Annotated in this window: 19 protein-coding genes; 8 read left to right on the top strand and 11 right to left on the bottom strand. The window is 72.8% G+C overall.

The window, feature by feature from the left end; all coding sequences use genetic code 11:
* Positions 1–254: 254 nt before the first annotated feature.
* Both AB0M97_RS19370 and AB0M97_RS19365 read right to left on the bottom strand, forming a co-directional pair.
* Positions 255–2,087, bottom strand: coding sequence for a glycoside hydrolase family 3 protein (locus AB0M97_RS19370; RefSeq protein ID WP_365962108.1), 1,833 nt, complete (start codon positions 2,085–2,087; stop codon positions 255–257).
* A gap of 170 nt (positions 2,088–2,257) precedes the next feature.
* Positions 2,258–3,175: a LysR family transcriptional regulator gene (locus AB0M97_RS19365; RefSeq protein WP_365962107.1), complete on the bottom strand. Its 918-nt coding sequence runs from the start codon at positions 3,173–3,175 to the stop codon at positions 2,258–2,260.
* 101 nt (positions 3,176–3,276) lie between these two features.
* On the opposite strand from AB0M97_RS19365, the gene AB0M97_RS19360 reads away from it, so the two are divergent.
* Positions 3,277–4,251: an EamA family transporter gene (locus AB0M97_RS19360; RefSeq protein ID WP_365962106.1), complete on the top strand. Its 975-nt coding sequence runs from the start codon at positions 3,277–3,279 to the stop codon at positions 4,249–4,251.
* A gap of 525 nt (positions 4,252–4,776) precedes the next feature.
* Here AB0M97_RS19360 and AB0M97_RS19355 read toward each other — a convergent pair.
* The 3 genes from AB0M97_RS19355 to AB0M97_RS19345 all read right to left on the bottom strand — a co-directional run bounded on the left by AB0M97_RS19355 (position 4,777) and on the right by AB0M97_RS19345 (position 7,678).
* On the bottom strand, positions 4,777–5,577 hold the full coding sequence (locus AB0M97_RS19355; protein ID WP_365962105.1) for a sugar phosphate isomerase/epimerase family protein: 801 nt from the start codon (positions 5,575–5,577) through the stop codon (positions 4,777–4,779).
* 130 nt (positions 5,578–5,707) lie between these two features.
* Entirely contained in the window at positions 5,708–6,304 is a 597-nt protein-coding gene (locus AB0M97_RS19350; protein WP_365962104.1) for a dihydrofolate reductase family protein, read from the bottom strand.
* 327 nt (positions 6,305–6,631) lie between these two features.
* Positions 6,632–7,678, bottom strand: a complete 1,047-nt coding sequence (locus AB0M97_RS19345; RefSeq protein WP_365962103.1) for a LacI family DNA-binding transcriptional regulator — start codon at positions 7,676–7,678, stop codon at positions 6,632–6,634.
* A gap of 459 nt (positions 7,679–8,137) precedes the next feature.
* Here AB0M97_RS19345 and AB0M97_RS19340 point away from each other — a divergent pair, with 459 nt between their 5' ends.
* From AB0M97_RS19340 to AB0M97_RS19330, 3 genes are read left to right on the top strand one after another with little or no spacing between them, the layout of a single operon-like run.
* Positions 8,138–9,289 (top strand): Gfo/Idh/MocA family oxidoreductase, encoded by a 1,152-nt coding sequence (locus AB0M97_RS19340; RefSeq protein ID WP_365962102.1) that lies wholly within the window; start codon positions 8,138–8,140, stop codon positions 9,287–9,289.
* Positions 9,286–10,440, top strand: coding sequence for a dihydrodipicolinate synthase family protein (locus tag AB0M97_RS19335; protein WP_365962101.1), 1,155 nt, complete (start codon positions 9,286–9,288; stop codon positions 10,438–10,440). The genes AB0M97_RS19340 and AB0M97_RS19335 overlap by 4 nt, the downstream gene beginning before the upstream one ends.
* 29 nt (positions 10,441–10,469) lie before the next feature.
* Positions 10,470–11,267, top strand: a complete 798-nt coding sequence (locus tag AB0M97_RS19330) for a sugar phosphate isomerase/epimerase family protein (RefSeq protein WP_365962116.1) — start codon at positions 10,470–10,472, stop codon at positions 11,265–11,267.
* A gap of 242 nt (positions 11,268–11,509) precedes the next feature.
* Here AB0M97_RS19330 and rbsD read toward each other — a convergent pair whose 3' ends face one another.
* The 5 genes from rbsD to AB0M97_RS19305 all read right to left on the bottom strand — a co-directional run bounded on the left by rbsD (position 11,510) and on the right by AB0M97_RS19305 (position 17,410).
* A complete protein-coding gene (gene rbsD, locus AB0M97_RS19325; protein WP_365962099.1) occupies positions 11,510–11,899 on the bottom strand; it encodes a D-ribose pyranase in 390 nt (129 codons plus the stop codon).
* Positions 11,896–12,798 carry a ribokinase gene (locus tag AB0M97_RS19320; protein ID WP_365962098.1) on the bottom strand — a complete coding sequence of 301 codons (903 nt, stop codon included), beginning with the start codon at positions 12,796–12,798 and terminating at the stop codon, positions 11,896–11,898. The genes rbsD and AB0M97_RS19320 overlap by 4 nt, the downstream gene beginning before the upstream one ends.
* A gap of 73 nt (positions 12,799–12,871) precedes the next feature.
* Positions 12,872–14,827 carry a substrate-binding domain-containing protein gene (locus AB0M97_RS19315; RefSeq protein WP_365962097.1) on the bottom strand — a complete coding sequence of 652 codons (1,956 nt, stop codon included), beginning with the start codon at positions 14,825–14,827 and terminating at the stop codon, positions 12,872–12,874.
* Complete coding sequence (locus AB0M97_RS19310) at positions 14,817–16,358, bottom strand: sugar ABC transporter ATP-binding protein (protein WP_365962096.1); 1,542 nt, start codon at positions 16,356–16,358, stop codon at positions 14,817–14,819. The genes AB0M97_RS19315 and AB0M97_RS19310 overlap by 11 nt, the downstream gene beginning before the upstream one ends.
* Positions 16,355–17,410 carry a LacI family DNA-binding transcriptional regulator gene (locus tag AB0M97_RS19305; protein WP_365962095.1) on the bottom strand — a complete coding sequence of 352 codons (1,056 nt, stop codon included), beginning with the start codon at positions 17,408–17,410 and terminating at the stop codon, positions 16,355–16,357. The genes AB0M97_RS19310 and AB0M97_RS19305 overlap by 4 nt, the downstream gene beginning before the upstream one ends.
* Before the next feature lie 298 nt (positions 17,411–17,708).
* On the opposite strand from AB0M97_RS19305, the gene AB0M97_RS19300 reads away from it, so the two are divergent.
* The 4 genes from AB0M97_RS19300 to AB0M97_RS19285 all read left to right on the top strand — a co-directional run bounded on the left by AB0M97_RS19300 (position 17,709) and on the right by AB0M97_RS19285 (position 22,922).
* Positions 17,709–18,101, top strand: a complete 393-nt coding sequence (locus AB0M97_RS19300; RefSeq protein ID WP_365962094.1) for a DUF6507 family protein — start codon at positions 17,709–17,711, stop codon at positions 18,099–18,101.
* Complete coding sequence (locus AB0M97_RS19295) at positions 18,098–20,389, top strand: hypothetical protein (RefSeq protein ID WP_365962093.1); 2,292 nt, start codon at positions 18,098–18,100, stop codon at positions 20,387–20,389. Before AB0M97_RS19300 ends, AB0M97_RS19295 begins: the two co-directional genes overlap by 4 nt.
* A gap of 44 nt (positions 20,390–20,433) precedes the next feature.
* Complete coding sequence (locus AB0M97_RS19290; RefSeq protein ID WP_365962092.1) at positions 20,434–21,393, top strand: hypothetical protein; 960 nt, start codon at positions 20,434–20,436, stop codon at positions 21,391–21,393.
* 83 nt (positions 21,394–21,476) lie between these two features.
* The gene (locus AB0M97_RS19285; protein WP_365962091.1) at positions 21,477–22,922 is read left to right on the top strand and encodes a DUF6177 family protein; all 1,446 of its coding nucleotides are present in this window, start codon (positions 21,477–21,479) and stop codon (positions 22,920–22,922) included.
* Here AB0M97_RS19285 and AB0M97_RS19280 read toward each other — a convergent pair.
* Positions 22,912–23,361, bottom strand: a complete 450-nt coding sequence (locus tag AB0M97_RS19280) for an ATP-binding protein (RefSeq protein ID WP_365962090.1) — start codon at positions 23,359–23,361, stop codon at positions 22,912–22,914. The genes AB0M97_RS19285 and AB0M97_RS19280 overlap by 11 nt on opposite strands.
* Positions 23,362–23,513: the final 152 nt, after the last annotated feature.

The following is a 23,513-nucleotide window of genomic DNA, read 5'->3' as shown; positions in this document are numbered from 1 at the left end:
GATACCCCGCCCCACACGACAACGTCGGTCTCCACGACCACAACTGGATCGTGAAGACCGACGTCACGCTCGGCCCGGATTAACCAACAGCGTCCACCGGGGACGGGCCGCCGGCGCCGAGGGCCGTGGACACCGGGCACTTCGCCCGCGTGTCCGCGGCCTTCGTCACGCACGGCCGTCTGCCGGGGCCCCGCCCGGTGGGCGTCCGCCGCCGCGGACACACACCGGGCGGGAGTGTCCCGGCCCGGGGGCCGCTAGTACGTCAGTCCGTGGCCCACCGGATACAGCACCTGCGCCGGGTTGTCCGCCCGCTGCACCGGTACGGGCAGCTTGCCGCGCGGCGCGACCCGGCCCGCGATCACCCGGGCCGCCGCGCGCACTTCCACGTCGGTCCACGAGTAGGACGCCAGGTAGGCCGGTACGGACGGCAGGTGGGCCACGTCGTACGGGTTGCGGACGGCGACCGCCACGACCGGCCTGCCGGTCGCCAGGAGCTGCTGCACCAGCGACTTCTGGGCACTGCTCGCGGTCACGTTGTACGTCGCCACCACCACCGCGTCGGCGTCCTGCGCCGCCGCGACCGCCCGGGCGACGGCCGCCGAGGACGGGGCGGTGCCGGTGGACAGCGCGGTGGCGGTGAAGCCCAGCCCGGTGAGCGCGGCGGCCAGCACGCCGGTCGGCGGTCCGGTGGTGCCCGACGGGGAGGCCGGGTCGGCGCCGACGACCAGCAGTCTGCCGTGCTCGCTCGGCGACAGCGGCAGCAGCCCGCCCTCGTTCACCAGCAGCGTCGTGGTCCGTTCGGCGATCCGGTCGGCCGCGATGAGGTGCTGGCGGACGCCGACCGCGCGGTCCACGCCGCCGTCGCTGACGTACGCGTTCGTGAACAGGCCGAGCTTGGCCTTCAGCCGCAGCACGCGGAGGATCGATGCGTCGAGCCGCTCCTCGGTCAGCTCGCCGGTGCGGACGGCCGTCAGCACGGCGTTCCACGCGACGTCCAGGTTCGGCGGGTTGAGCAGCTGGTCCACGCCCGCCTTGAGCGCCAGCACCGGCACCCGGTCGTCGCCGTACTTGGTGCGCACGCCCTGCATGCCGAGCGAGTCGGTGACCACGACGCCGTCGTAGCCGAGTTCCTCGCGCAGGATGCCGGTGAGGATCGGCCGGGACAGGGTGGCCGGGTCGCCGGAGGCGTCCAGCGCCGGGACCATGATGTGGGCGGTCATGATCGAGTCGATGCCGGCCTCGATCGCCGCGCGGAACGGCGGCGCGTCCAGCGCGTCCCACTGGGCGCGGGTGTGCGTGATCACCGGGAAGCCGTAGTGGCTGTCGGTCTCGGTGTCGCCGTGCCCGGGGAAGTGCTTGGCGGTGGCCGCGACCCCGGACGCCTGGAACCCGGTCACCTCGGCGGCGACCAGCTCCGCGACGGCCTCGGGGTCGGAGCCGAAGGACCGTACGCCGATGACGGGGTTGGCCGGGTTGACGTTCACGTCGGCGACCGGCGCGTAGTCCTGCCGGATGCCCATGGCGTGCAGCTCGCGGCCCGCGATGCGGCCGAGGGTGCGGGCGTCGGAGGCCGAGCCGCCCGCGCCGACGGCCATCGCGCCCGGGAACAGCGTCGCGGGCCTGCCGACGCGGGCGACGATGCCGTGTTCCTGGTCGGTGGAGATCAGCACGGGCAGGCCGCGCGGCAGCTCCAGGGAGGCCTTCTGGATGCCGTTCGACAGATCGGCGATCTGGTGCGGATCACGGGTGTTGTGCGCCCAGGTGAAGTAAATGATGCCGCCGACCCGGTACTTGGCGATCAGGTCGGCCGCGGTGCGGACGCCGATCTCCTTGAGATTGGCGTCGATGTCCGCCTGGTCGGGGGCGGTGGCGGAGTGGCCGTAGACCCGCATCACGAAGAGCTGGCCGACCTTCTCCTCCAGCGTCATGCGGGAGATGAGGCCGCGGAGCTTGCTGTCGTCGAGCGGAGCGGCCTGCGCGGTGCCGCCGATCGCCAGGGCGGCGGTGACGCCCGCGGTGGCGGCGAGGACGGTACGTCTTGAGGGCCTTGCGGTGTCTCCTGTGCTTCCCGTGCTGCTGTCGTGCACCTGCACTCCTTCCGGAGGTGATCCGCCGAGGATCCGCTGAAGGAAACTTCCGAGGAGTCACCAATATCCGGGAAGTTTCTGCCAGTCAAGGGAGCGGACAGCAGCTCGTGCGAGGCACTTCCGGCGGCGCGGGGGGATCGCCGGTGGCGCGGAGGACGGTCGGGCCGTGCTCAGTGGGGTGCGTGGGCCGACTGGCGCGGCCAGTGTTCCCGCAGCGTCCGCGCGGTCTCCGTGATCGCCGGACGCCGCGCGGCCCCCGTCCGCCACAGCGCGTACAACCGCCGTACGGGCACGGGGTCCAGCGGCACCTGCACCACGCCGTCGGGCAGCGGGCCGCGCCCCAGCCGGGGGATGAGCGCGATGCCGAGGCCCGCGGCGACCAGGGCGACCAGGGTGGGGTTCTCGTCGGCCTGGTGGACGATGTCCGGCTCGTGCCCGGCCGCCCGCAGGGTCCGCGTCAGCCAGTCGTGGCAGACCCGCCCCGGCGGCTGGCAGATCCACCGCTCGCCGCCCAGCTCCGCGCGCCGCACGCCCGCGCGCCCGGCGAACCGGTGCCCGGCCGGGACCAGCAGATCGCACAGGTCCTCACCGATGGCGGCCTGCTCCACGCCGGTCGGCGCGGGCAGCGGCGCGATGTCCCAGTCGTGCGCCACCACGAGGTCGACCGCGCCCCTGGCGACCAGATCCACGGACAGGTGCGGGTCGATCTCGGTCAGCCGGGTGTCGAGCGCCGGATGCCGCCGGGCCAGGTCGGCCAGTACCGACGGCATGAGCCCGCGCGCGGCCGACGCGAACGCGGCGATGGTCAGCCGCCCCGACGGCACCCCGCGCCGCAGCTCCAGCTCGGTCTCGGCGCTCTCCACCAGCGCCAGCAACTCCTGCGCCGTCGCGGCGAGTTGACGCGCCTCGTCGGTGAGGCGCACGCCGCGTCCCGCGCGCTCCAGCAGGACGGTCCTGGTCTCCCGCTCCAGTTTGGCGATCTGCTGGGACACGGCGGACGGCGTGTATCCGAGCGCGGCGGCGGCGGCTCCGACTGTGCCGTGCAGGGAGACGGCGTGCAGGGCACGCAGCCGCTGGAGATCGAGCACCGGAGCCTCCCGGGAACCTGGCCGACGAGTTAGCGTTGCTTCATCCAACCATGCAGGAATCGTCGCTGGTGCTGAACGGTCCGGGACGTGATCCTCGATCCATGCGACCTTCCCACCTCCTCCTCGCCGTGCTCGTCGCCGCCGTCTGGGGCGTCAACTTCACGGTCGTCGAGATCGGCCTGGACCACTTCCCGCCGCTGCTGTTCTCGGCGCTGCGCTTCCTCGCGGCGGCCCTGCCCGCCGTCTTCCTCGTGGGCCGTCCCAAGGTGGCGTGGAAGTGGATCGCCGGGGTGGGCCTGACGCTGGGCGTGGCCAAGTTCGGCCTGGTCTTCGTCGGCATGGACCAGGGCATGCCGGCGGGCCTGTCCTCGCTGGTCCTGCAGATACAGGCGGTGTTCACGGCGGTGATCGCCGCGGCCGTCCTCGGGGAACGGCTCAGCCGGGTGCAGCTGTTCGGGATGACGGTGGCCGTGGGCGGCGTGGCCGTGGCGGCGGCCGACGAGGGCACGGGCGGCCCGCTGCCCGGCTTCGTCCTGGTCGTCGCGGGCGCGCTGGCCTGGGGCGTCTCCAACGTCCTGACCCGCAGGGCCTGCCCGCCCGACGCGCTGAACTTCATGGTGTGGGTCAGCGCCGTCCCCGTCCTCCCGCTGCTCGCCCTGTCCCTCCTGCTGGAGGGCCCGGACCGGGACCTGGCGGCGCTGCGCGCCCTCGACTGGCAGGGCACGGGCGCGATCCTGTTCGTCGCCTGGATCAGCACGGTGTTCGGCTTCGGCGCCTGGGGCTGGCTCCTGCACCGCCACCCGGCGTCCACCGTGGCCCCGTTCTCCCTGCTGGTGCCGGTGTTCGGCATGACGTCGGCGGCCGTCTTCCTGGGCGAGCCGGTGAGCCCGCTCCGCTGGTGCGCGGCGGTGTTGCTGGTGGGCGGGGTGGCGTTGACGTCGCTCACGCGGGGGCGGTCGGGGGCGGGGGGTGACGGTGGTACGGCGGTTCCGGTGGCTGTGCCGTCGGGGGAGGCGGTCCCGGCATCTGTGGCGCCGGGGCAGGTGGTTCCGGTGGTGGGCTCGCCGGGGGTGTGAGTCGGTCCCTGGCCGGACGCGTGAACCGCGCCGCCGCGGCCGGGTCCGGGGTCAGGCGCGCGTGCGCGGGTCCCCCGTACCCGGGGGGAGTCGGTTCGTGGCCGGCGCGTGAGCTGGGCCGTGACCGGGTGTGAGCCGGTCTGCGGCCGGACGCGTGGGCCGCGCCGCCGCGGCCGGGTCCGGGGTCAGGCGCGCGTGCGCGGGTCCCCCGGTATCCGGTGGGGTGAGCGGTCCGTGGCCGGCGCGTGAGCTGGGCCGCGACCGGGTGTGAGTCGGTCCCTGGCCAGGCGCGTGGGCCGGTCCGCTGCGGCCGGGTACGGGGCCAGGCGTCCGTGCGCGGGCCCCCGTACCCGGTGGGGCAACCGGTCCGCCGCCGGGCGCGGGAGCTGGGCCGCGACCGGGAGTGAGCCGGTCTGCGGCCAGACGCGTGAGCCGGTCCGCCGCCGGGCACGGGGAGCTGCGCCGCGACCGGGCATTGGGGCCGGTCCGGGACCGGGCACGGGAGCCGGACCCGACCGCGCGCGGCTACGCCGACTCGTTGAGCAACCGGGACAGGTGGTCCCGGCCCGCCGTCAGCAGGTCGGGCAGTGGGGCCGCCGCCTCGTACCACCGCTTCTCGTACTCCCAGCACAGCCAGCCGTCCCAGCCGTGCCGCGACAGCACCTCCACGCACTCGGCCAGCGGCAGGACGCCCTCGCCCAGCGGCAGCGGTGCCGTGTCGTCGGGCGAGGCGATGTCCTTGACCTGGACGTAGCCGAGGTGCGGGGCGAGCGCCGCGTACGTGTCGGCGGGCTGCTCGCCGCCCAGCCACGTGTGCATCACGTCCCACAGCGCGCCGACCTGCCGATGGCCGACCAGGCCGAGGACGCGCATCGCCTCGGCGCCCGTGCGGTGCGAGTCGTGGGTCTCCAGCAGGATGCGTACGCCGAGGTCGGCGGCGTGCTGGGCGGCCGTGCCGAGGCGTCGGGCCGCCGTCGCGTCCGCCTCTTCGGAACTCTCGCCGGGGGCGGCGCCGGGGAAGACCCTGACGAACGGGGCGCCCAGGTCGGCGGCCAGGTCGAGCAGCGCGCGCAGCTCCGTGAGCACCGGCTCGTCGTCGCCCGGCGCGGCCACCTTGCAGTAGCCCGCGAGGCCCAGGACCTCCACGCCGGCCGCCTTGAACTCGGCGGCGACCGCGGACCGCCGGGCCGCGTCCAGGCCGGGGTGGACGGGCTCCTCGGGGTCGGCGCGCAGTTCCACGCCGTGGTAGCCGTGTTCGGTCGCCAGCCGCAGCACGTCGGGGACGGGCAGGCCGGGGACACCGAGGGTGGAGAACGCCAGCTTCATGTCCACGGACCCTACCCGGCACCGCCTCCGTCAGTCCTTCTTCCCTCCCCGGGCGTTGCGCGCGGGCCCAGCCGCCAGTCAGGGCCCACCAGGTCCGCGCCGATCGAGTGGTGGGGCCGCTCGGCGACGGTCACCCGGCGCTCGCCCTCCGGTACACGCACACCTGCGCGCCGGTCGGCGCCGTGGTCGCGGACACCAGCTCGAAGGCGTGCTTGCCGCCGTCGTGCGGGAAGATCGTCTTGCCGCCGCCGAGCACCACCGGCATCACGATGAGCCGCAGCTCGTCGGCCAGGCCCTCGGAGATCAGCAGCCGGGCGAGCGACGGGCTGCCCATGACCAGCAGGTTGCCGCCGTCCTGCTCGCGCAGCTTGCCGATGTGGGCGACCGCCTCGCCGCCGGGGATCAGCGTCGTGTTCTCCCAGGCCAGGTCGGACTCGCCGAGCGTGCCGGAGACGACGTACTTCCGGATGGAGTTCATCCGGTCCGCGAACGGGTCCCCGGCCCTCTCCGGCCACGCCTGCGCCATCACCGACCAGGTGCGCCGCCCGAACAGCAGGGCGTCCGCGTCGTTCAGCGCCGCGTCGAAGGCGCCGCCGACGACCTCCGGGTCGAAGAAGGCGTGCGTCCACCCGCCGTGCGCGAACCCCCCGTCGGTGTCCTCCTGCGGCCCGCCCGGAGCCTGCACGACACCGTCGAGGCTGATGAACTCACTGATGACGATGGGCATGGCATTGCTCCTGTTCACTGGGTCGAGCGCGTACGGCAGGAAAGACCGGCGGTCCCCACGAAAATCATCGGCACGCCGGGAACGACTTGGCGAACTGGCGGGCGGGGCTCCGGCGCGGTACGACTCCGCCGCGAGCGCGTGTGGGCTGCGAGGCGGACGACGCATGCCCCCCACCCCCTCAGCCTCGATGGCCCGCCAGGGGTGTCACCCCGATCCCCCGACCCGGCGACGTACATCCGCCCGGCCCGCCGCCCCGGCGCCGGGCACCACCTCAGTCCCGCGGAAGCGACCCGCATCCTCCCACTCACCCCCGGGAGACCCCCGCCCTCACCCCCGAGGCACCCCCGTGGACCCCCGCACCATCAACTCCCCCCGCACCGTCGCCATGTTCCCCGGCGGAGCCTCCTCGCGGCCCATGGCGATGCGGCCCGCGCGGGCGCCCGCCTCCGTCAGGGGGAGGCGGACCGTCGTCAGGGACGGCACCGCGTCGATGCTGAACGGCAGGTCGTCGAAGCCGGCCACGGACACGTCGTCCGGGATGCGCAGCCCGGAGTCCCTGAGGGCCGCGCACGCGCCCACCGCGACGGAGTCGTTCGCCGCGACCACGGCCGTCAAGGACGCGTCGCGGCGCAGGAGTTCGAGGGTCGCCTCGTAGCCGGAGCGCCGGTCGTAGCTGCCGTGCACGGTCCAGCGCGGGTCCTCCTCGATGCCGTGCGCGGCGAGCGCCGCCCGGTGGCCCTCCAGCCGGTGGCGCGTGGTCGTGCGCTCCTGCGGTCCCGCGATGTAGCCGAGCCGCCGGTGCCCGAGCCCGACGAGGTGCTCGGTCAGCTCCTGCCCGCCGCCCCGGTTGTCGAAGGCCAGCGCGATCGCCGGGGTCTCCGGCGCCGGCGGCCTGCCGCACAGCACGACCCGCGTCCCGGCGTCCGACAGCTTGCGCAGCTTCGCCGCCACGGCCGCCTTGTGCGCCGCGTTCTCCAGGGCCCCGCCGGTCAGCACGACCGCCGCCGCGCGCTGCCGCTGGAGCAGCGTGAGATAGGTCAGTTCGCGCTCGGGGGAGCCGCCCGTGTTGCAGACGACCGCGAGTCTCTCGCCGCCCGCCCGTCCGCCGGGCCCGCCGATCTCCGCCTGGATGGCGCTCGCCATGATCCCGAAGAACGGGTCGGCGATGTCGTTGACCAGGATGCCGACCAGGTCGGAGGTGGCGGCGGCCAGCGCGCTCGCGGGGCCGTTCAGCACGTAGTCCAGTTCGTCGACCGCCCTCAGCACCCGCTCGCGGGTGGAGGCGGCCACGGGATAGTTCCCGTTCAGCACGCGCGACACCGTCGCGGGGGAGACCTGGGCGCGGGCCGCCACGTCCGCCAGGGTCACCGTCATGTCCTCGTCCTCCGCCTCGCGCGTTCGTCGTCGGCCGCCGCGGCCGGCCCGAGCCGGGCGGCGGCCCCAAGGTGCCGGGTACCGGTGGTACGCCGTCGGCAGAGGGGACGCGACCGCGCGCCCGGACGTTCCACCGACCCGCGTCCGCCCCTCGCGTCCGCACCCCGGTGCACGGACCATGGGGCCCCGAGCCCGACGCACCCGGTGCAGACCCTAAAGCCCCCGGCCCGCACTCTTCACCCTCGTTGACTCTCGAACAACTTCGTTGACCCTCGAACAACTCGTCCCGTGCCGCGGTCTTGTCCGGACCGCGGTCCAGAGGCTAGCTTCTCTACACATAGAAAGCGCTTGCTGTAACGCTCACCAGTCAAACCGAGCGACCTGCGCGCGGTCCGGCGGGCAGCCGGCGAGTGACGGACGGGCCCCGGTGGAGCCGGTGGCGCCTATGAAGGGAATGACGTGACACGCAAGACGGTGCGTATCGCCATGAATGGCGTGACCGGGCGCATGGGCTACCGCCAGCACCTGGTCCGCTCCATCCTGGCCATCCGTGAACAGGGCGGCCTCGACCTCGGCGACGGCACCGTGCTGTGGCCGGAACCGATCCTGGTCGGCCGCCGCGAGCACGCGCTCAGGGCGCTGGCCGAGCAGCACGGCCTGGAGCACGTCTCGACGGACCTGGACGCGGTCCTCGCCGACGAGACGGTCGACATCTACTTCGACGCGCAGGTCACCTCCGCCCGCGAGGAGGCCCTCCGCAAGGCGATCGCGGCGGGCAAGCACCTCTACACCGAGAAGCCCACGGCCACCGGCCTCGACGGCGCGCTGGAACTCGCCCGCCTGGCGAACCGGGCCGGCATCAAGCACGGCGTCGTCCAGGACAAGCTGTTCCTGCCCGGCCTGCTCAAGCTGAAGCGGCTGATCGACGGCGGCTTCTTCGGCCGCATCCTGTCCGTGCGCGGCGAGTTCGGCTACTGGGTCTTCGAGGGCGACTGGCAGGAGGCCCAGCGCCCGTCGTGGAACTACCGCGCGGAGGACGGCGGCGGCATCGTCGTGGACATGTTCCCGCACTGGGAGTACGTGCTGCACGAGCTGTTCGGCCGCGTGAGGTCCGTCCAGGCCCTGACCGCCACCCACATCCCGCAGCGCTGGGACGAGAACGGCAAGCCCTACGACGCCACCGCCGACGACGCCGCCTACGGCATCTTCGAGCTGGACGGCGGCGCCATCGCCCAGATCAACTCCTCCTGGGCGGTGCGCGTCAACCGCGACGAACTGGTGGAGTTCCAGGTCGACGGCACCGAGGGCTCCGCCGTCGCGGGCCTGCGCAACTGCCGCGTCCAGCACCGTTCGACGACCCCCAAGCCGGTCTGGAACCCGGACATCCCGGCCACCGAGGTCTTCCGCGACCAGTGGCAGGAGGTCCCGGACAACGCCGAGTTCGACAACGGCTTCAAGGCCCAGTGGGAGCTGTTCCTCAAGCACGTGTACGCCGACGCCCCCTACCACTGGGACCTGCTGGCCGGCGCCCGCGGCGTCCAGCTCGCCGAGCTCGGCCTGCGGTCCTCGGCCGAGGGCCGCCGTCTCGACGTACCGGAGATCGCGCTGTGACGATCCGGCTGCCCGACGCGAGCGGGGCCCTGCGCACCTACGAGCCCCGCACCGAACCCCTGGCCGTCCACCCGAGAAGCGCTTTCACCTCCCGTACGGTCTACTCGGCCGCGCACGTCGTCGCCGACCCCTTCGCCGACGTCACGCCCGACGCGCCCGCCGCCGTCGACTGGGACGCCACCCTCGCCTTCCGCCGCCACCTGTGGTCCCACGGCCTCGGTGTCGCCGAGGCCATGGACACCGCCCAGCGCGGCATGGGCCTGGACTGGGCGGGCGCGGCCGAGCTGATCCGCCGCAGCGCCGCCGAGGCCCGCTCGGTCGGCGGCGCGATCGCCTGCGGTGTCGGCACCGACCAGCTGACCGGCCCGGCGACCCTCGCCGAGGTCCGCGCCGCCTACGAGGAGCAGCTCGCGCTCGTGGAGGAGTCCGGCGCGAAGGCCATCCTGATGGCCTCCCGCGCGCTCGCCGCCGCGGCCCGCGGCCCCGAGGACTACCTGGAGCTCTACGGCCACCTGCTGCGCCAGGCCGCCGAACCGGTGATCCTGCACTGGCTCGGCCCGATGTTCGACCCGGCGCTCGAGGGCTACTGGGGCTCGTCGGACCTCGACGCGGCGACGGAGGTGTTCCTGGAGGTCATCGCCGCGCACCCCGACAAGGTCGACGGCATCAAGATCTCCCTGCTGGAGGCCCGCCGCGAGATCGACCTGCGCCGCCGCCTCCCCGACGGGGTCCGCTGCTACACGGGCGACGACTTCAACTACCCCGAGCTGATCGCGGGCGACGACCAGGGCTTCAGCCACGCCCTGCTCGGCATCTTCGACCCGCTCGGCCCGCTGGCCGCCGAGGCGGTCCGCGTCCTGGACACGGGCGACACCCCGGGCTTCCGCGCGCTGCTCGACCCCACGGTCGACCTCTCCCGGCACCTGTTCCAGGCGCCCACCCGCTTCTACAAGACCGGCGTGGTCTTCCTGGCCTGGCTCGCGGGCCACCAGGACCACTTCACGATGGTCGGCGGCCTGCAGTCGGCCCGCTCCCTGCCGCACTTCACCCGCGCCTACGAACTCGCCGACGGCCTGGGCCTGTTCCCGGACCCGAAGCTCGCCGAGGAACGGATGAAGAACCTGCTCGGCCTGTACGGGGTGACGCAGTGAACGGACTCGAACGCTTCTCGATCAACCAGATGACGGTGAAGCAGCTGTCCCTGCCCGAACTCGCCGACGCCTGCGGCGAGCTGGGCATCCGCAACGTCGGCCTGTGGCGCGAGCCGGTCCAGTCGTACGGCCTGGAGGCCACGGCGAAGCTGGTCCAGGACGCGGGCCTGACCGTGACGACGCTGTGCCGGGGCGGCTTCCTCACCGCGCTCGACCCCGCCGAGCGGGCGCGGGCCCTGGACGACAACCGGCGGGCCGTCGACGAGGCGGCGACGCTCGGCACCGACACGCTGGTCCTCGTCTCGGGCGGCCTGCCGGCCGGGTCGAAGGACCTGCAAGGCGCCCGGGAACGCATCGCCGACGCCCTCGCGGAGCTGGGACCCTACGCGCAGCAGCACGGCGTACGGCTGGCCATCGAGCCGCTGCACCCGATGTTCGCCTCCGACCGCTGCGTGGTCTCCACCCTCGCCCAGGCCCTGGACCTCGCCGAGCGCTTCCCGGCGCGGCAGGTCGGCGTCACGGTCGACACGTACCACATCTGGTGGGACGACCGGGCCCCGGAGCAGATCGCCCGCGCGGGCGCCACCGGCCGCATCCACACCTTCCAGCTCGCCGACTGGACGACCCCGCTGCCCGAGGGCGTCCTCAACGGCCGCGGCCAGATCGGCGACGGCTCGATCGACATGCGCGCGTGGAAGGGCCACGTGGAGGGGGCGGGCTACACCGGCGCCATCGAGGTCGAACTCTTCAACGACGTCCTGTGGTCCCGGGACGGCCGCGAGGTCCTCGCGGAAACGGCGGCGCGTTTCGTGGAACACGCGGCCTGAACCGCCGGACCGGACCGGTCGGGGAACGCCGGAAAGAATCTTCCCCCGGGCGTGCAACCCTTCCCGCGCATCGCGGGTCGTACTTGGCATCAGAACCTCCTTGCGGGGGGATCCGGGGGGACCGGGAGGCTCTGACGGGAGGGGAGAGCTGAGGGGGCCCGGTCCTGGCCGACCGGGCCCTCTGAGCTTGCCGGGAAGCCCTCGGCGGCCCGCCGGCGCGGACCCGCGGGACGTCAGCGGCGTCAGAAGAACACGCCGCACCTGAGCAGCACGTTCGCGTACGGCCGCGCCTCGCCGGTGCGCACGATCAGGCGCGCCCCGGCCGACAGCTCCTTCAGGCGCTCGTGCTCCACGAACTCCAGCGCGGGCAGCCGGGCGCCGAGCAGCGCAGCCGCCTCCGGGTTCGCCGAGCGCACCTCGGCCGCCGCCGTGGCGCCCTCCACCACCAGCTCGGCCAGCAGCCCGTCCAGCACCTCCGCGAACGACGGCACCCCGGCCCGGAACGCCAGGTCCACCAGGGACGGCCCGTCCGGGACCGGCATGCCCACGTCGCACACCAGCACGCCGTCCCCGTGCCCCAGACCGGCCAGCGCGCCCGCCAGCCGCCGGTTGAGTATCCCGGCCCTCTTCACCCGGCCCCGACCTCCGCCGCCGTCGGGAACGACTCCTGCGCGCCGGGCTTCGTCACGGCCGCCGCCCCGACCCGCGCCGCGTACGCCGCCGCCCCGGCCAGGGACTCTCCCGCCCCGAGCCGCCAGGCCAGCGCCGCCGTGAACGCGTCGCCCGCGCCCGTCGTGTCGACCGCCTCCACCGGCACCGCCGCAACCCGTTCCGTGCCGCCCGCGTCGGCCACCAGCGCGCCCCGCGCGCCCAGTGTCACCACCACCGAGCGCGGCCCCTGCGCCAGCAGGACGCGCGCCCAGTCCTCCGGGTCGTCCCCGACGGCCGCCCCGCCCAGGACGACCCGCGCCTCGTGCTCGTTGACGATCAGCGGATCGCAGGCCGCCAGCACCTCGGGCGGCAGCGGGCGCGGCGGCGACGGGTTCAGCACGAAACGGCTGCCCGGCGCCAGCGCCCGCACCACCTCCACGACCGTCTCCAGCGGGATCTCCAGCTGCGCCGACACCACCCGTGAGGCCTGGAACAGGCTCCCGGCGGCCCGCACGTCGTCCGGCGTGAGCCGGCTGTTGGCGCCCGGCGAGACGACGATGCTGTTGTCGCCGGACGGGTCGACCGTGATCAGCGCGACGCCGGTCGGCGCGCCGCCGACCAGGACGCCCACCGTGTCCACCCCGGCCGCCCGCTGCGAGTCCAGCAGCAGCCTGCCGTGCGCGTCGTCGCCGACCCGGGCCAGCAGGGCCGTACGGGCCCCGAGCCGGGCGGCGGCGACCGCCTGGTTGGCGCCCTTGCCGCCCGGGTGGACGGCCAGGTCGGAGCCGAGCACCGTCTCGCCCGCCGCCGGGCGCCGCTCGACGCCGATCACCAGGTCGGCGTTGGCCGACCCCACGACCAGCAGGTCGTAGTCGTACATGACATGGCTCCCCACGTGAGTGACCCGGGGCGGGCGGCCACGCCGTCGTGGCCGCCCGCCCGCTGCCCGGTCGTCAGCCGCCGAACCCGGCCACGTTCGCCTTCGTGACCACCTTCACCGGCACCTTGACCGTCTCGCTGATCTTCTCGTCCCCGGCCGCCCGCACCGCGTTGGCCACGGCGATCCTGCCGAGTTCCCGCGGCACCTGCGCGACGGACGCGTACAGCGTGCCCGCCCGGACCGCCTTGAGGCCGTCCGGTGTGCCGTCGAAGCCGACGACCTGGACGGACGTGCCGGCCTTCGGGCCGAGGGCCTTGATCGCGCCGAGCGCCATCTCGTCGTTCTCGGCGAACACGCCGTCGACGTCCGGGTGCGCCTGGAGCAGGTTCGCCATCACGTCGAGGCCCTTGGCGCGGTCGAAGTCCGCGGGCTGCCTGGCGACGACCTTGATGCCCGGGTACGCCTTCAGCCCCTCGGCGAAGCCGGCGCCGCGCTCCCGGCTGGCCGACGTGCCGGCCTGCCCCTGGAGGACGACGACGGTGCCCCTGCCGCCGAGCCTCTCGGCCAGCGCCCTGGCGCCCTGCCGGCCGCCCGCCACGTTGTCGGAGGCGACCAGGGCCGCCGTGTCGGCCTTGTTGACGCCCCGGTCGACGGCGACGACCGGGATGCCGGCCTTGTTCGCGGCGCGCACCGAGGGGCCCGCCGCGTCCGAGTCGACCGGGTTGACGACGATCGCGGACAGGCCGCCGCTGGTGAAGTTCTGCAGCTGGTTGGCCTGCTGCGAGGCGTCGTTCTGCGCGTCCGTGACCGTCAGGTCCACGCCCCGCTTCTCCGCCTCGGCCTCGGCGCCGTCCCGGATCTGCACGAAGAACGGGTTGTTGAGCGTCGACAGGGACAGGCCCACCTTCTGCGCCTTCGCCGCCGGGGAGTTGTCGTGCAGGAAGGACATCGCGCCGACGACGGCCACCGCGACCACGGCCGCGATCCCGTACGTCGCCACCTGCCGCCCCTTGCCGCCCGGCGTCCCGGCCCCGGCCGCCGCCGGTGCGGCCCCGGCCCTGCGCCGCACCGTGTCCAGCAGCACCGCCAGGGCGATCACCACGCCGATGACGACCTGCTGCCAGAACGCGGACACCGACAGCAGGTTGAGGCCGTTGCGCAGCACCGCCAGGATCAGCGCGCCGACCAGCGTCCCGGACGCCTTGCCGGTGCCGCCCGCCAGTGAGGCCCCGCCGATGACGACGGCGGCGATGGCGTCCAGCTCATAGCCCTGCGCGGCCTGCGGCTGCGCGGAGGACAGCCGGGCGGCGAGCACGATGCCCGCGGCGGCGGCGAACAGCCCGGACAGCGCGTAGACGGCGAGCTTCTGCCTCCTCACCCGCAGCCCGGACAGCCGGGCCGCCTCCTCGTTGCCCCCGATGGCGTACATGGAACGCCCGATGTACGTCCGGCCCAGCACGAACGCCGTGAGCAGCCCGAGCGCGACCATCACGAGCACCGGCACCGGCAGCCACCCGCCGAGCGTGTCACCGAGGTGCGAGACGGAGTCCGGGAAGGGGATCGGGGAGCCCTGCGAGATCACCAGCGACAGCCCGCGCGCCACGGACAGCATGGCCAGGGTGGCGATGAACGGCGGCAGCTTGCCGTACGCCACGAGGAAACCGTTGACCAGGCCGCACGCGATGCCCGTGGCGACGGCCAGGACGACCGCGAGCGCGACCGGCACCCCGGCCGACGTGGCGCTCCACGCCAGGACGGTCGCCGACAGGGCGGCGACGGAGCCGACGGACAGGTCGATGCCCGCGGAGACGATCACGAAGGTGACGCCGAACGCGAGGATCGCGGTCACGGCCGCCTGGACACCGATGTTGAGCAGGTTGTCCGCCGTCAGGAAGTCGCCCGACAGCGCCGACATGGCGACGACGAGGACGATCAGCGCGGTGAGCGCGCCGTTGTCGAGCAGCAGGCGGCGCAGGCCGCCCGAGGTGCCCCGCGCGCCCGCGGAGCTCTTGAGCGTGTCAGTGGCCACGGGAGGCCTCCCCTTCGGTCTCTTCGGTTTCCTGGCCGGCGGCCGGGGCGCCGACGGCGAGCGCCATCACGGCGTCCTGCGTGGCCTGCCCGGCGGCGAGTTCGCCCGCGATCCGGCCCTGCGCCATCACCAGCACCCGGTCGCTCATGCCGAGCACCTCGGGCAGATCGCTGGAGATCATCAGGACGGCGGCCCCGGCGGCCGTCAGTTCGTTGATGAGCTGGTAGATCTCGACCTTGGCGCCGACGTCGACGCCGCGCGTCGGCTCGTCGAGGATGAGGACCTTGGTGTCCGCCAGCAGCCACTTGCCGATGACGACCTTCTGCTGGTTGCCGCCGGACAGCGTGCGCACCTGCTGGCCGAGCCCGGCCGTCCGCACCCCGAGCCGCCCGGCGATCCGCTCCGCCGCCGCGCGCTGCCCCCTGAGGTCCACGAGCCCCGCGCGGGTGGCCGACCGCAGCGTCACCAGACCGAGGTTCTCCTCGACCGACGCGTCCAGCACCAGCCCCTGGCCCTTGCGGTCCTCCGGGACGAGCCCGACACCGGCCGCCATCGCGGCGTTCACGTCGTGCCGCCGCAGCGGCCTGCCGCCGACCCGCACGGCACCCCGGTCATAGGGATCGGCCCCGAACACGGCCCGCACGACCTCCGTACGCCCGGCCCCCACCAGCCCCGCGATGCCGACGACCTCACCGGCGCGCACGTCGAAACTCACGTCGTGGAACACACCGTCCCGCGTGAGCCCTTCGACGGTCAGCACCGGCTCGCCCGCGCCGGACCGCTCCCGCGGATACTGCTGCTCGATGGACCGCCCGACCATGAGCCGTACGAGCTCGTCCTCGGACGCGGTCGCGGGAACCTGCCCGACGCTGCGCCCGTCCCGCAGCACGGTGACGCGGTCGCCGAGCGCGGCGATCTCCGCCAGGTGATGGGTGATGAAGACGATGCCGGCGCCGTCCTCGCGCAGCCTGCGCACGATGGCGAACAGCTTCTCCACCTCTTCGGAGGTGAGCACCGCGGTCGGCTCGTCCATGATCAGCACGCGCGCGTCCAGGCTGAGCGCCTTGGCGATCTCGACCATCTGGAGCCGGGCGATGCCGAGGTCACGCACGCGCGCGCGTGGCGACACGGTCACCCCGACCCGCTCCAGCAGGACGGCGGCCTCGGCCTCCATCCGCTTCCGGTCGATCATCCCGAAGCGGCGCGGCTGCCGCCCGAGGAAGATGTTCTCGGCGACGGTCAGATCGGGGACCAGGTTGAACTCCTGGTGGATGGTGGCGATCCCGAGGCGCTCGGAGTCCCCGGCACCGCCGATGCGCACCTCCCGGCCGCCGACGAGGATCCGGCCGGCGTCGGGCGTGTGGGCGCCGGAGAGCATCTTGATGAGCGTGCTCTTGCCGGCGCCGTTCTCACCGAGCAGCACATGCACCTCGCCCCGGCGCAGCGCGAAGTCGACGCCGTCGAGCGCCACCACGCCGGGAAAGGTCTTGCGGATGCCCTCGATGCGCAGCAACTCGTCCGCGTCGCTCACGGCGTACTCCTTCGTACGGGGGACTGGGCCAAGGGGGACGGACGCCCGGCGGCGTGGTCTGCGTCCTCGCCGCAGGAGCGGCGGACGACGAGCCGGGCGGGGAGGGTGACGGACGCGCCGGGCCGCCCCTCGACACGGTCGACCAGCGCGCGCACGGCGGCACGTCCCAGCTCGCCGGTGGGCTGGGCGATGGCGGTGACGGGCGGGTCGGTGTGCACGAACCACGGGATGTCGTCGAACGCGGCGAGCCCGATGTCCCCGGGCACCCGCAGCCCACGGGCCCGGATCGCGTCCAGCGCGCCGAGCGCCATCAGGTTGTCGGCGGCGAACACCACCTCGGGCGGCTCGGCCAGGGCGAGGAAACCCTCGGTGACGCGGCGCCCGCTCTCGGCCTGGAAGTCGCCCTGGCCGACGTAGTCGGCGGGCAGGGCGAGCCCGTACGCGGCCAGCGCCTCCCGGAAGGCCTCCACCCGCTCGCGCCCGGTCGTGGTCGCCGCCGGTCCCGCGATGATCGCCAGCCGCCGGTGCCCGAGCCCGTGCAGGTGGGCGACGAGATCCCGCACCGCGGCCCGCCCGTCCGACCGCACGACGGGCACGTCCACGCCCGGAATCCACCGGTCGACGAAGACCATGGGGGTGCCGGCCCGCGCGGCGTCCAGCATCAGCGGCGAACCGCCGTCGGTGGGCGAGACGAGCAGCCCGTCGATGCGCCGGTCGAGCAGCGTCCGCACATGGTGGTCCTGGAGATCGGGCCGCTCGTCGGCGTTGCCGATGACGACGCTGTACCCGAGCGAGCGGGCCTCCTCCTCCACGGACCGCGCGAGCGCCGTGAAGTACGGGTTCAGCACGTCGCTGATGACGAGCCCGAGGGTGCGGGTCTGATCGGTCCGCAGGGACCGGGCGACGGCGTTGGGCCGGTACCCCAGCGCCTCGACGGCGGCCAGTACCCGCGCGCGTGCGTCCGCGCTGACCGACGGATGATCGTTGAGGACGCGCGACACGGTGGCCACGGACAGCCCGGCCGCGGCGGCCACGTCCTTGATGCTCGTCATCGCGGTTCCACCTCCTCGTGGAATCGATTACAAGCAGGATTGGAATCGATTACAGGGCCGGAATCAAGCCATGGGCGCATGGCTGAAACCGGACTGTGATGATGCGCCGGCGTGGACGACGGGAGTCGCAGGACCCCCGTGGGTTCGGGCCCGGCGGCATGTCCGTCACGTGCAATGGCTGGATCCGCGTTGCTGGTGCAATCGTGTGCTGATACAGATGACACCTGGTGTCAGTGGCATGTGTGATGCTGGGGCGCAGCACAGGGGACATGGCAGTCGGGGGACCGCGGGGGTTCGTGTGACGGGGTGGGACATCTCGCCGAGCGGGGTGCAGTCGGTGGTCTCCACGGTGCGTGAGGCCGCGGAGGGCATGAACGAAGGCGTCGCGCTGTACGGGAGCAGTATTCAGGCGGCGATGGAAGCCGCGGGCACGCTGTCGTTCGGCGGGGAACAGCGGTCGGCCGGCCTGGTGGCTGTGGCGCTCGGGGAGTTCGCCGTGGGCTCCGAGCGGGATGTGGCCTTCCTGCCGCTGCGCGCGAGCAACTCCGCGAACGGCGCTGTGGAGGCGACCAACGCCTATCTGGCCGGCGAGCTGGAGCAGGCGTGGAACGCGCAGCATCAGGCGAGTCTCGCCCCTGACGTGACGGCGTTCCTGGAGGCGGCCCGGAAGCAGGCCGGGGGCAGCAGGTGATCAGTCCGGACAGGATTCCGACCTTCACCGGCGACCTGATCGGCTTGCAGCAGCACATTGCCGCCATGCGGCGAGCGGCGAAGGCGATCAGGGACAACGGCAGCGATGTCCACACTCGTTTCCAGGGGCTGTCCGCCTTCTATCGGGCGCCCGAGGCCTCGGACCTGTTCGTCACGACCCAGGCGGTGGAGGACAAGTCGTCGTCGTTCGCCACCGAATTGGACACGGTGGCCGACGCGTTGAGCGACTACGTGGTGGAGGCCGCGGAGGTCGTCAGGCGACTGGAGTCGCTGCGGGCGCAGGCGCAGGTGTTCGTCGAGTCGGTGAAGGACGACGACGGGCTGATGCGGAACTGGCAGCAGGACCAGGACAAGGTCGACCAGCACCAGGCGATCTGGGACGGCGTGAACGCGGCCGTCGCGGCGTTTCAGCTGGCCGAGGTGGCGTGCGCCGACAAGATCACCGCCCTGGTGGGCGGCACCCAGTGGCACATCGACGACGGCAGCCCCGAACAGGACAACGCCTACGGCTTCACCGCGGAGCAGCTGGGCGAGGCGGACAGACTCCCGTGGGGCACACCCGCGCACCACGAGGCCCTGCCCTTCGGCGTCGACCACCACCTGCGACAGGCCGGGATCAGCCTGTGGGACAACGCGGTCGGCTCGGTCGAGGGCCTGGTCGACCTGTTCAGCCCGGGGGAAGAAGGAAGCGCCGCGAGGGAGGGCCTTGCCCGGGTGGTCATGGGCCTGGAGTCGTTCCTCCTGGACCCGCACGGCGACCGGACGGACAAGGGTCCGTGGAACCTGCCGGTCGCCAAGGAGAGCCGACCGGTGGCGAAGGAGTTCGCCAAGGGCATGGTCGCCTGGGACGACTGGAAGACAAACCCCGGCAAGGCCGCGGGAACGGTCCTCTTCAACGCCCTCACCCTCGGCTCGGGCCCGCTGGGCGCCACGGCCAAGGGCCTGTCGGCCGGCGGCAGGGCGGGCACCGGTGCCCGGGCGCTGGGCACCGTGGCCAGAGTCGGCGAAGTCCTCGACCCGATCGGGGCTGCCGCCAGAACGGTCGGCGTGGCGTCTCGCACCCTGCCCAGGGTCTCGGAGCTGACCGCCGGGGTCCGCGCGGCCACGGACGCGGCCGCCACCGCGGACGCCGCCCACAGCACGCTCCGCCTCGCCGACGGCTCCGAGGTCCGCATCGAGAGCGGCGAGTTCCTTCCCGGCAGGAACGGGGTGGCCGACGAGACGCCCGCTCCGCGCGAACCGTCCGCGGCTGAGCGTCCCCCAACGATCGAGTCACCGCGCGATTTCGAACTGGTCGGTGCGGGCGCCCGCACTGGCGAAGTATCCGCTCACGCAGGTGACGGTCCGTCGGCGGGAGTGGGGCGTGACGCGGCGGGCGGACGGGACGCAGCCCTTTCGACCCATCACGGGCAGGCCGGCGAAGTCACTCAGGAGGGGCGCCATGCGAGTGGCCCAGACTCTCACTCCGCAAGTGGCTCCGACCATCCGGTGTCCGGGCACGGCGACTCGGGGAGCGAGGATGCCCTGCCGGGCGCACATGGCAGTGACGGCGCTGGGTCTTCGGGAGACGGCGGTGGCCAGGCCCCGGGTCAGGCCGAATCGGGGCCGATGAGGCTGGGAGGCGAGACAGAGCAGCGGTTGCGGGAGGCGATCCGGAACATCCCGCGGAACACGATGAAACCCAAGGTGGTGGAGAGGGTTGTTGCCAGACTGGGGGAACATCCGTTCGGGAGTGAAATCGCCGAAATCATTAGCTCCGGCCGTTTCTCCCAGTCGCCGGGATTCAGAAATCTCGTTTCCACTCTGGGTTCCGGCAATCCACACCCGGTTCCTCGTGCCGTGGATCAGATCCGACTCGGCGAGCAGTTCTACAGAAGCGGCCTGCGTGACATCGCGTTCGAGCAGAAGGACGCAGCGATCAAGGCAGACGTGGACGTGCGCGTCGTGGACGAGGCGTCAGAGAGCTGGGGGTACCAGCTGAAGCGGCTGGACAACCCGAAGGACCCGTTTGAGAGCATCACGAAGGCTGACTACCTTGGTCAGCTGTCGAAGTCGGACATCGATCACCGCATCATGCTGGTGGATGGCCAGGGAACCGTTGCCGAGTGGCAGGCCAGAGGGATCCCGGAGGAACTTCTCCAGGTGCACCGTGGCGAGCATCCCGTCAAGAGCGACAAGGGACAGGGCATCCTGTTCGTGATCCGGCTGGAGGATGGAACGATCGTGATTCCACCGGGTTCCAAGGTCGATCCGCGAGGTGTTCTGTGATTACGACGAGGCCAGTCGGCAGCTGGTCCTGGGAGACCAAGACGGTGCAGCCGGACGATGACCCGGCCATGCGATGCGTGCAGCAGGTGCTCGCCCTGTGGGCGTCCATGCGAGCGTCGGGTCTTGCCGAGGGAGACGCTCAGGCAGACATCAGCGTTCGCGGCAAGAACGGCGGCGAGCTCCTGCTTGACCTGAAGCGGGTGCCTGTGGCTGCGGCTGCGACCGACTCCGAACTCTCGCAGCTGGTGCGGTCCGTGGACCCGGAACAGGTCCGACTCGTGACCATCGACCTTGCCACGCCTGGCGTCTGCCTCCGCGAGGGAAAGGCACGTCACGCTCAGAAGATGTTCATGATCTCAGTCGATGCCTGGGCCAGTGGTGCCGGAACGGTCACGCTCCGCACCTTCTCCGACGCCTGGCTGTCCCACGATCTGCGTGGTCACAGGCAGACCGGGGTCCAGCAGGAAAACGCTCCTCGCCTTGCTGCGGCACTCGCGGAGATCACGCGAATCACCGGAGCCCCGATCATTCCGTCGGACCCCACTTCGTACGCCACTCCGACCATGACTGGTTTCGAGGACCTCCCGGATGAGGACCCTGACCTGCTGGATTCCTGGTACATGTTCGAAGTGCCACGCCGGACCGACTGGTTTCTGGACCAGTTGCCACCGGGCTCTCTGCATTTCGAGACACAGGCCGAATCCCCAGTCACATTCGTCGAGGTGATGCTGGGCGGCCGGGTGATTGGTTACCTCTGGGTATCGGACAACGACGACGCCGCAGGATACGAGCCGCGTACCCCGGCTGGGGACATCGCCCTCGATGTCGGTAAGGAGTGGCTGACGCGTTTGAGCGACGCAAAACGGCGCGGTCTGTCTCCGTCCGAGGCGCTGCGTGAATTCTCGGCAAGGCGCGGTGACTCGCGGTCCGGATCGGTCGTCGCCGACTCGCCGCAGAGAGTGTCCTCCCTGGAGGATCTACAAGATCTGTCAGGGCGGGAGTAAGTGCCACACGAGGTCATGAGACCTGAGTCTCACGCCCTTGGATCTCCCTGCCTCTGACGGCCGACGGCCGCGTTAGGAAGCCCGTGACCCACGACGTCATCGCCCTCACTCCGAAGGCGCCGGACAACCAGACCTTGCTCGCGGGACTGTACGCGGGCGGACCCGATCTGCGGGTCGGCAGCCTCTCCGAGGGCGCGGCCATCCAGTTGCACACACCCGACGGCGTCCCCGTACTGAACGTCGAGGTTCCCGTGCTCGTCCAAGTGCCGGGCGAGGCACGCCGGTTGCTGGGTGACGATGTGCGGGCCGAGTCGCCGGTGTGGTGGACCGAGGTGCGGGCCACCACGGCCGTCGAGGCGGCCGACCGCCTGGCGGGCTCCGTGGCGGGCCGGCTGGCCGCCGTGCTGGACGGCACCACCTGGCCACCGCACGCCGCCCACACGGAAGTCGTCGCGGTCACCGGTCGGGGCGGTGAGCATCCCGCCCCCGCCCACCGCCCCGACGTCGACGTGCTCACCGACCGGGCAGCCGTCCTCTTCCAGGACCGCCCGGCCGTCGCGGCGACCACGTCACTGACCGACCTGCTCCAGCACAGCATCGAAGCGGGCCGCGAACTGCAGATCGTCACCCCGCCCACCACTCGGCTCACCTTCCCCGTCCGCAGCCTGCTGTCCACCCTTCCCGCCCGCTGGGTGGTCCGGGACGCCGACGGCGGCTTCTACGACGGTCTCAGAGGCGCCCAGCTGCACTGGCATGACGGGCACTTCACGCCCGTCCCCAGCGCAGGCGGCAGCCCGCGGCTCGCCCGCTCCTTCACGGCACCGGCTCGAGAAGCCACAGGTGAGCGCCACATGCTGCTCACCATCCGCACCACCCACCCCGCCGACGAGCACCTCCTGCTCGGCGGCGCCCTGGAAACCGGCTGGCAGCTCCTCACCGGCACACCACCGGCCGGATGGTCCACCGCCGAGCCCGTCAACCTTCCCTGGTCCACCAGGCAGTTGACGGAACTCGCCCGCACACGCGCGCAGAAGGCCGCCCCGACCTGGCTGGTGGCCGTCGGCACCCCCGGACGCCCTGCAATCGCCACCCTCCGGATCACCCACACCCCCGCAGGCGTCGAGGAACACATCACCTTCGCCGTCGGCTGCACCGCGGACCAGGCGCCGCCCCTCGACATCCTTCCCGAGCTGGCCGAGACCCTGGCCACGCGCCACCGTCTGACATCGATGCTCACCCACCTGCGTCAGGCGCGCGCCGATCTGACCACCCCGCCCCACCACGAACCGCCCCCGACGCCGGTCTCCTTCACCCTGGGCCCCGACGCGGCCCGCGCCCTCGGTCACACACCCGCGGCCCCCGCCCCGGGCACAAGCCTCACCCGCCTCGGCCCTGCGGGCCGCCCCACTCTGCACTACACCCTCGGCGACGGCACCGACCCCACCGCCTGGCGGCACCTCAAGCGACTGAACGACCAACTGAGAACCGGGCAGGCACCTCCCGGACCAGCCTCCAGGATCAGCCGTTAGGCCTCACCGCCCGCAGAGCCGGGGGAGGGCCGGCCGCCGCCAGTTCGCACCACACGTACTTCCCCCGGTTCCCGTGTCTGGACAGCGGGTGCCAGCCCCACAGGTCCGAGCAGGCCCGCACCAGCGCCAGCCCCCGCCCCTCCTCCAGCTCGCCCAACCGCTCCAACGGCACCGGCGGCTCCGGCGGTTCGGGGTCCGCGTCCCACGCCCCGATCCGCAAGGTGCCCGGCGGCGACCACCGCACCCGTAGAGCGGCGGGTCCCTTCGTATGCCGTACGGCGTTGGAGACCAGCTCCGTCGCCAGCAGCTCCGCCACGTCGGTGAGGCCGATCAGGCCGTGCATGGTCAGGATCAGCCGCAGGGTACGGCGGCTGACGGTGACGGCACGGAGGTCGTTGGGGAGGTGGAGGGAGTACTCCCAGGGTTCGTTCTCAGGCATGCGGCAACTCCGTTCGGTTCGCGGGATGGTCATGGGGTCCGGTGTCATTGCCGCAGCCGTCATGGCAGGACGGGGCGGTGCGCTTCCGGGAGCCCGGCGGTTCCGCAGCGTGTGCGTCGCGTCACTGACAGTAGACCTAACCTGTCATCCCG

The sequence above is a fragment of the Streptomyces sp. NPDC051207 genome (assembly GCF_040682395.1).
Taxonomy (GTDB): domain Bacteria; phylum Actinomycetota; class Actinomycetes; order Streptomycetales; family Streptomycetaceae; genus Streptomyces.
Note: the sequence above shows the minus strand (reverse complement) of the source record. Positions and strands in the feature narration are given on the sequence as shown.

What these genes read in the sequence shown, in the direction of transcription:
- AB0M97_RS19360 (WP_365962106.1), top strand. Translation starts at nt 3,277, where the DNA reads ATGCGACCTTCCCACCTCCTCCTCGCCGTGCTCGTCGCCGCCGTCTGG.
- AB0M97_RS19355 (WP_365962105.1), bottom strand. Translation starts at nt 5,577, where the DNA reads ATGAAGCTGGCGTTCTCCACCCTCGGTGTCCCCGGCCTGCCCGTCCCC.
- AB0M97_RS19350 (WP_365962104.1), bottom strand. Translation starts at nt 6,304, where the DNA reads ATGCCCATCGTCATCAGTGAGTTCATCAGCCTCGACGGTGTCGTGCAG.
- AB0M97_RS19345 (WP_365962103.1), bottom strand. Translation starts at nt 7,678, where the DNA reads ATGACGGTGACCCTGGCGGACGTGGCGGCCCGCGCCCAGGTCTCCCCC.
- AB0M97_RS19330 (WP_365962116.1), top strand. Translation starts at nt 10,470, where the DNA reads ATGACGGTGAAGCAGCTGTCCCTGCCCGAACTCGCCGACGCCTGCGGC.
- AB0M97_RS19320 (WP_365962098.1), bottom strand. Translation starts at nt 12,798, where the DNA reads ATGTACGACTACGACCTGCTGGTCGTGGGGTCGGCCAACGCCGACCTG.
- AB0M97_RS19305 (WP_365962095.1), bottom strand. Translation starts at nt 17,410, where the DNA reads ATGACGAGCATCAAGGACGTGGCCGCCGCGGCCGGGCTGTCCGTGGCC.
- AB0M97_RS19280 (WP_365962090.1), bottom strand. Translation starts at nt 23,361, where the DNA reads ATGCCTGAGAACGAACCCTGGGAGTACTCCCTCCACCTCCCCAACGAC.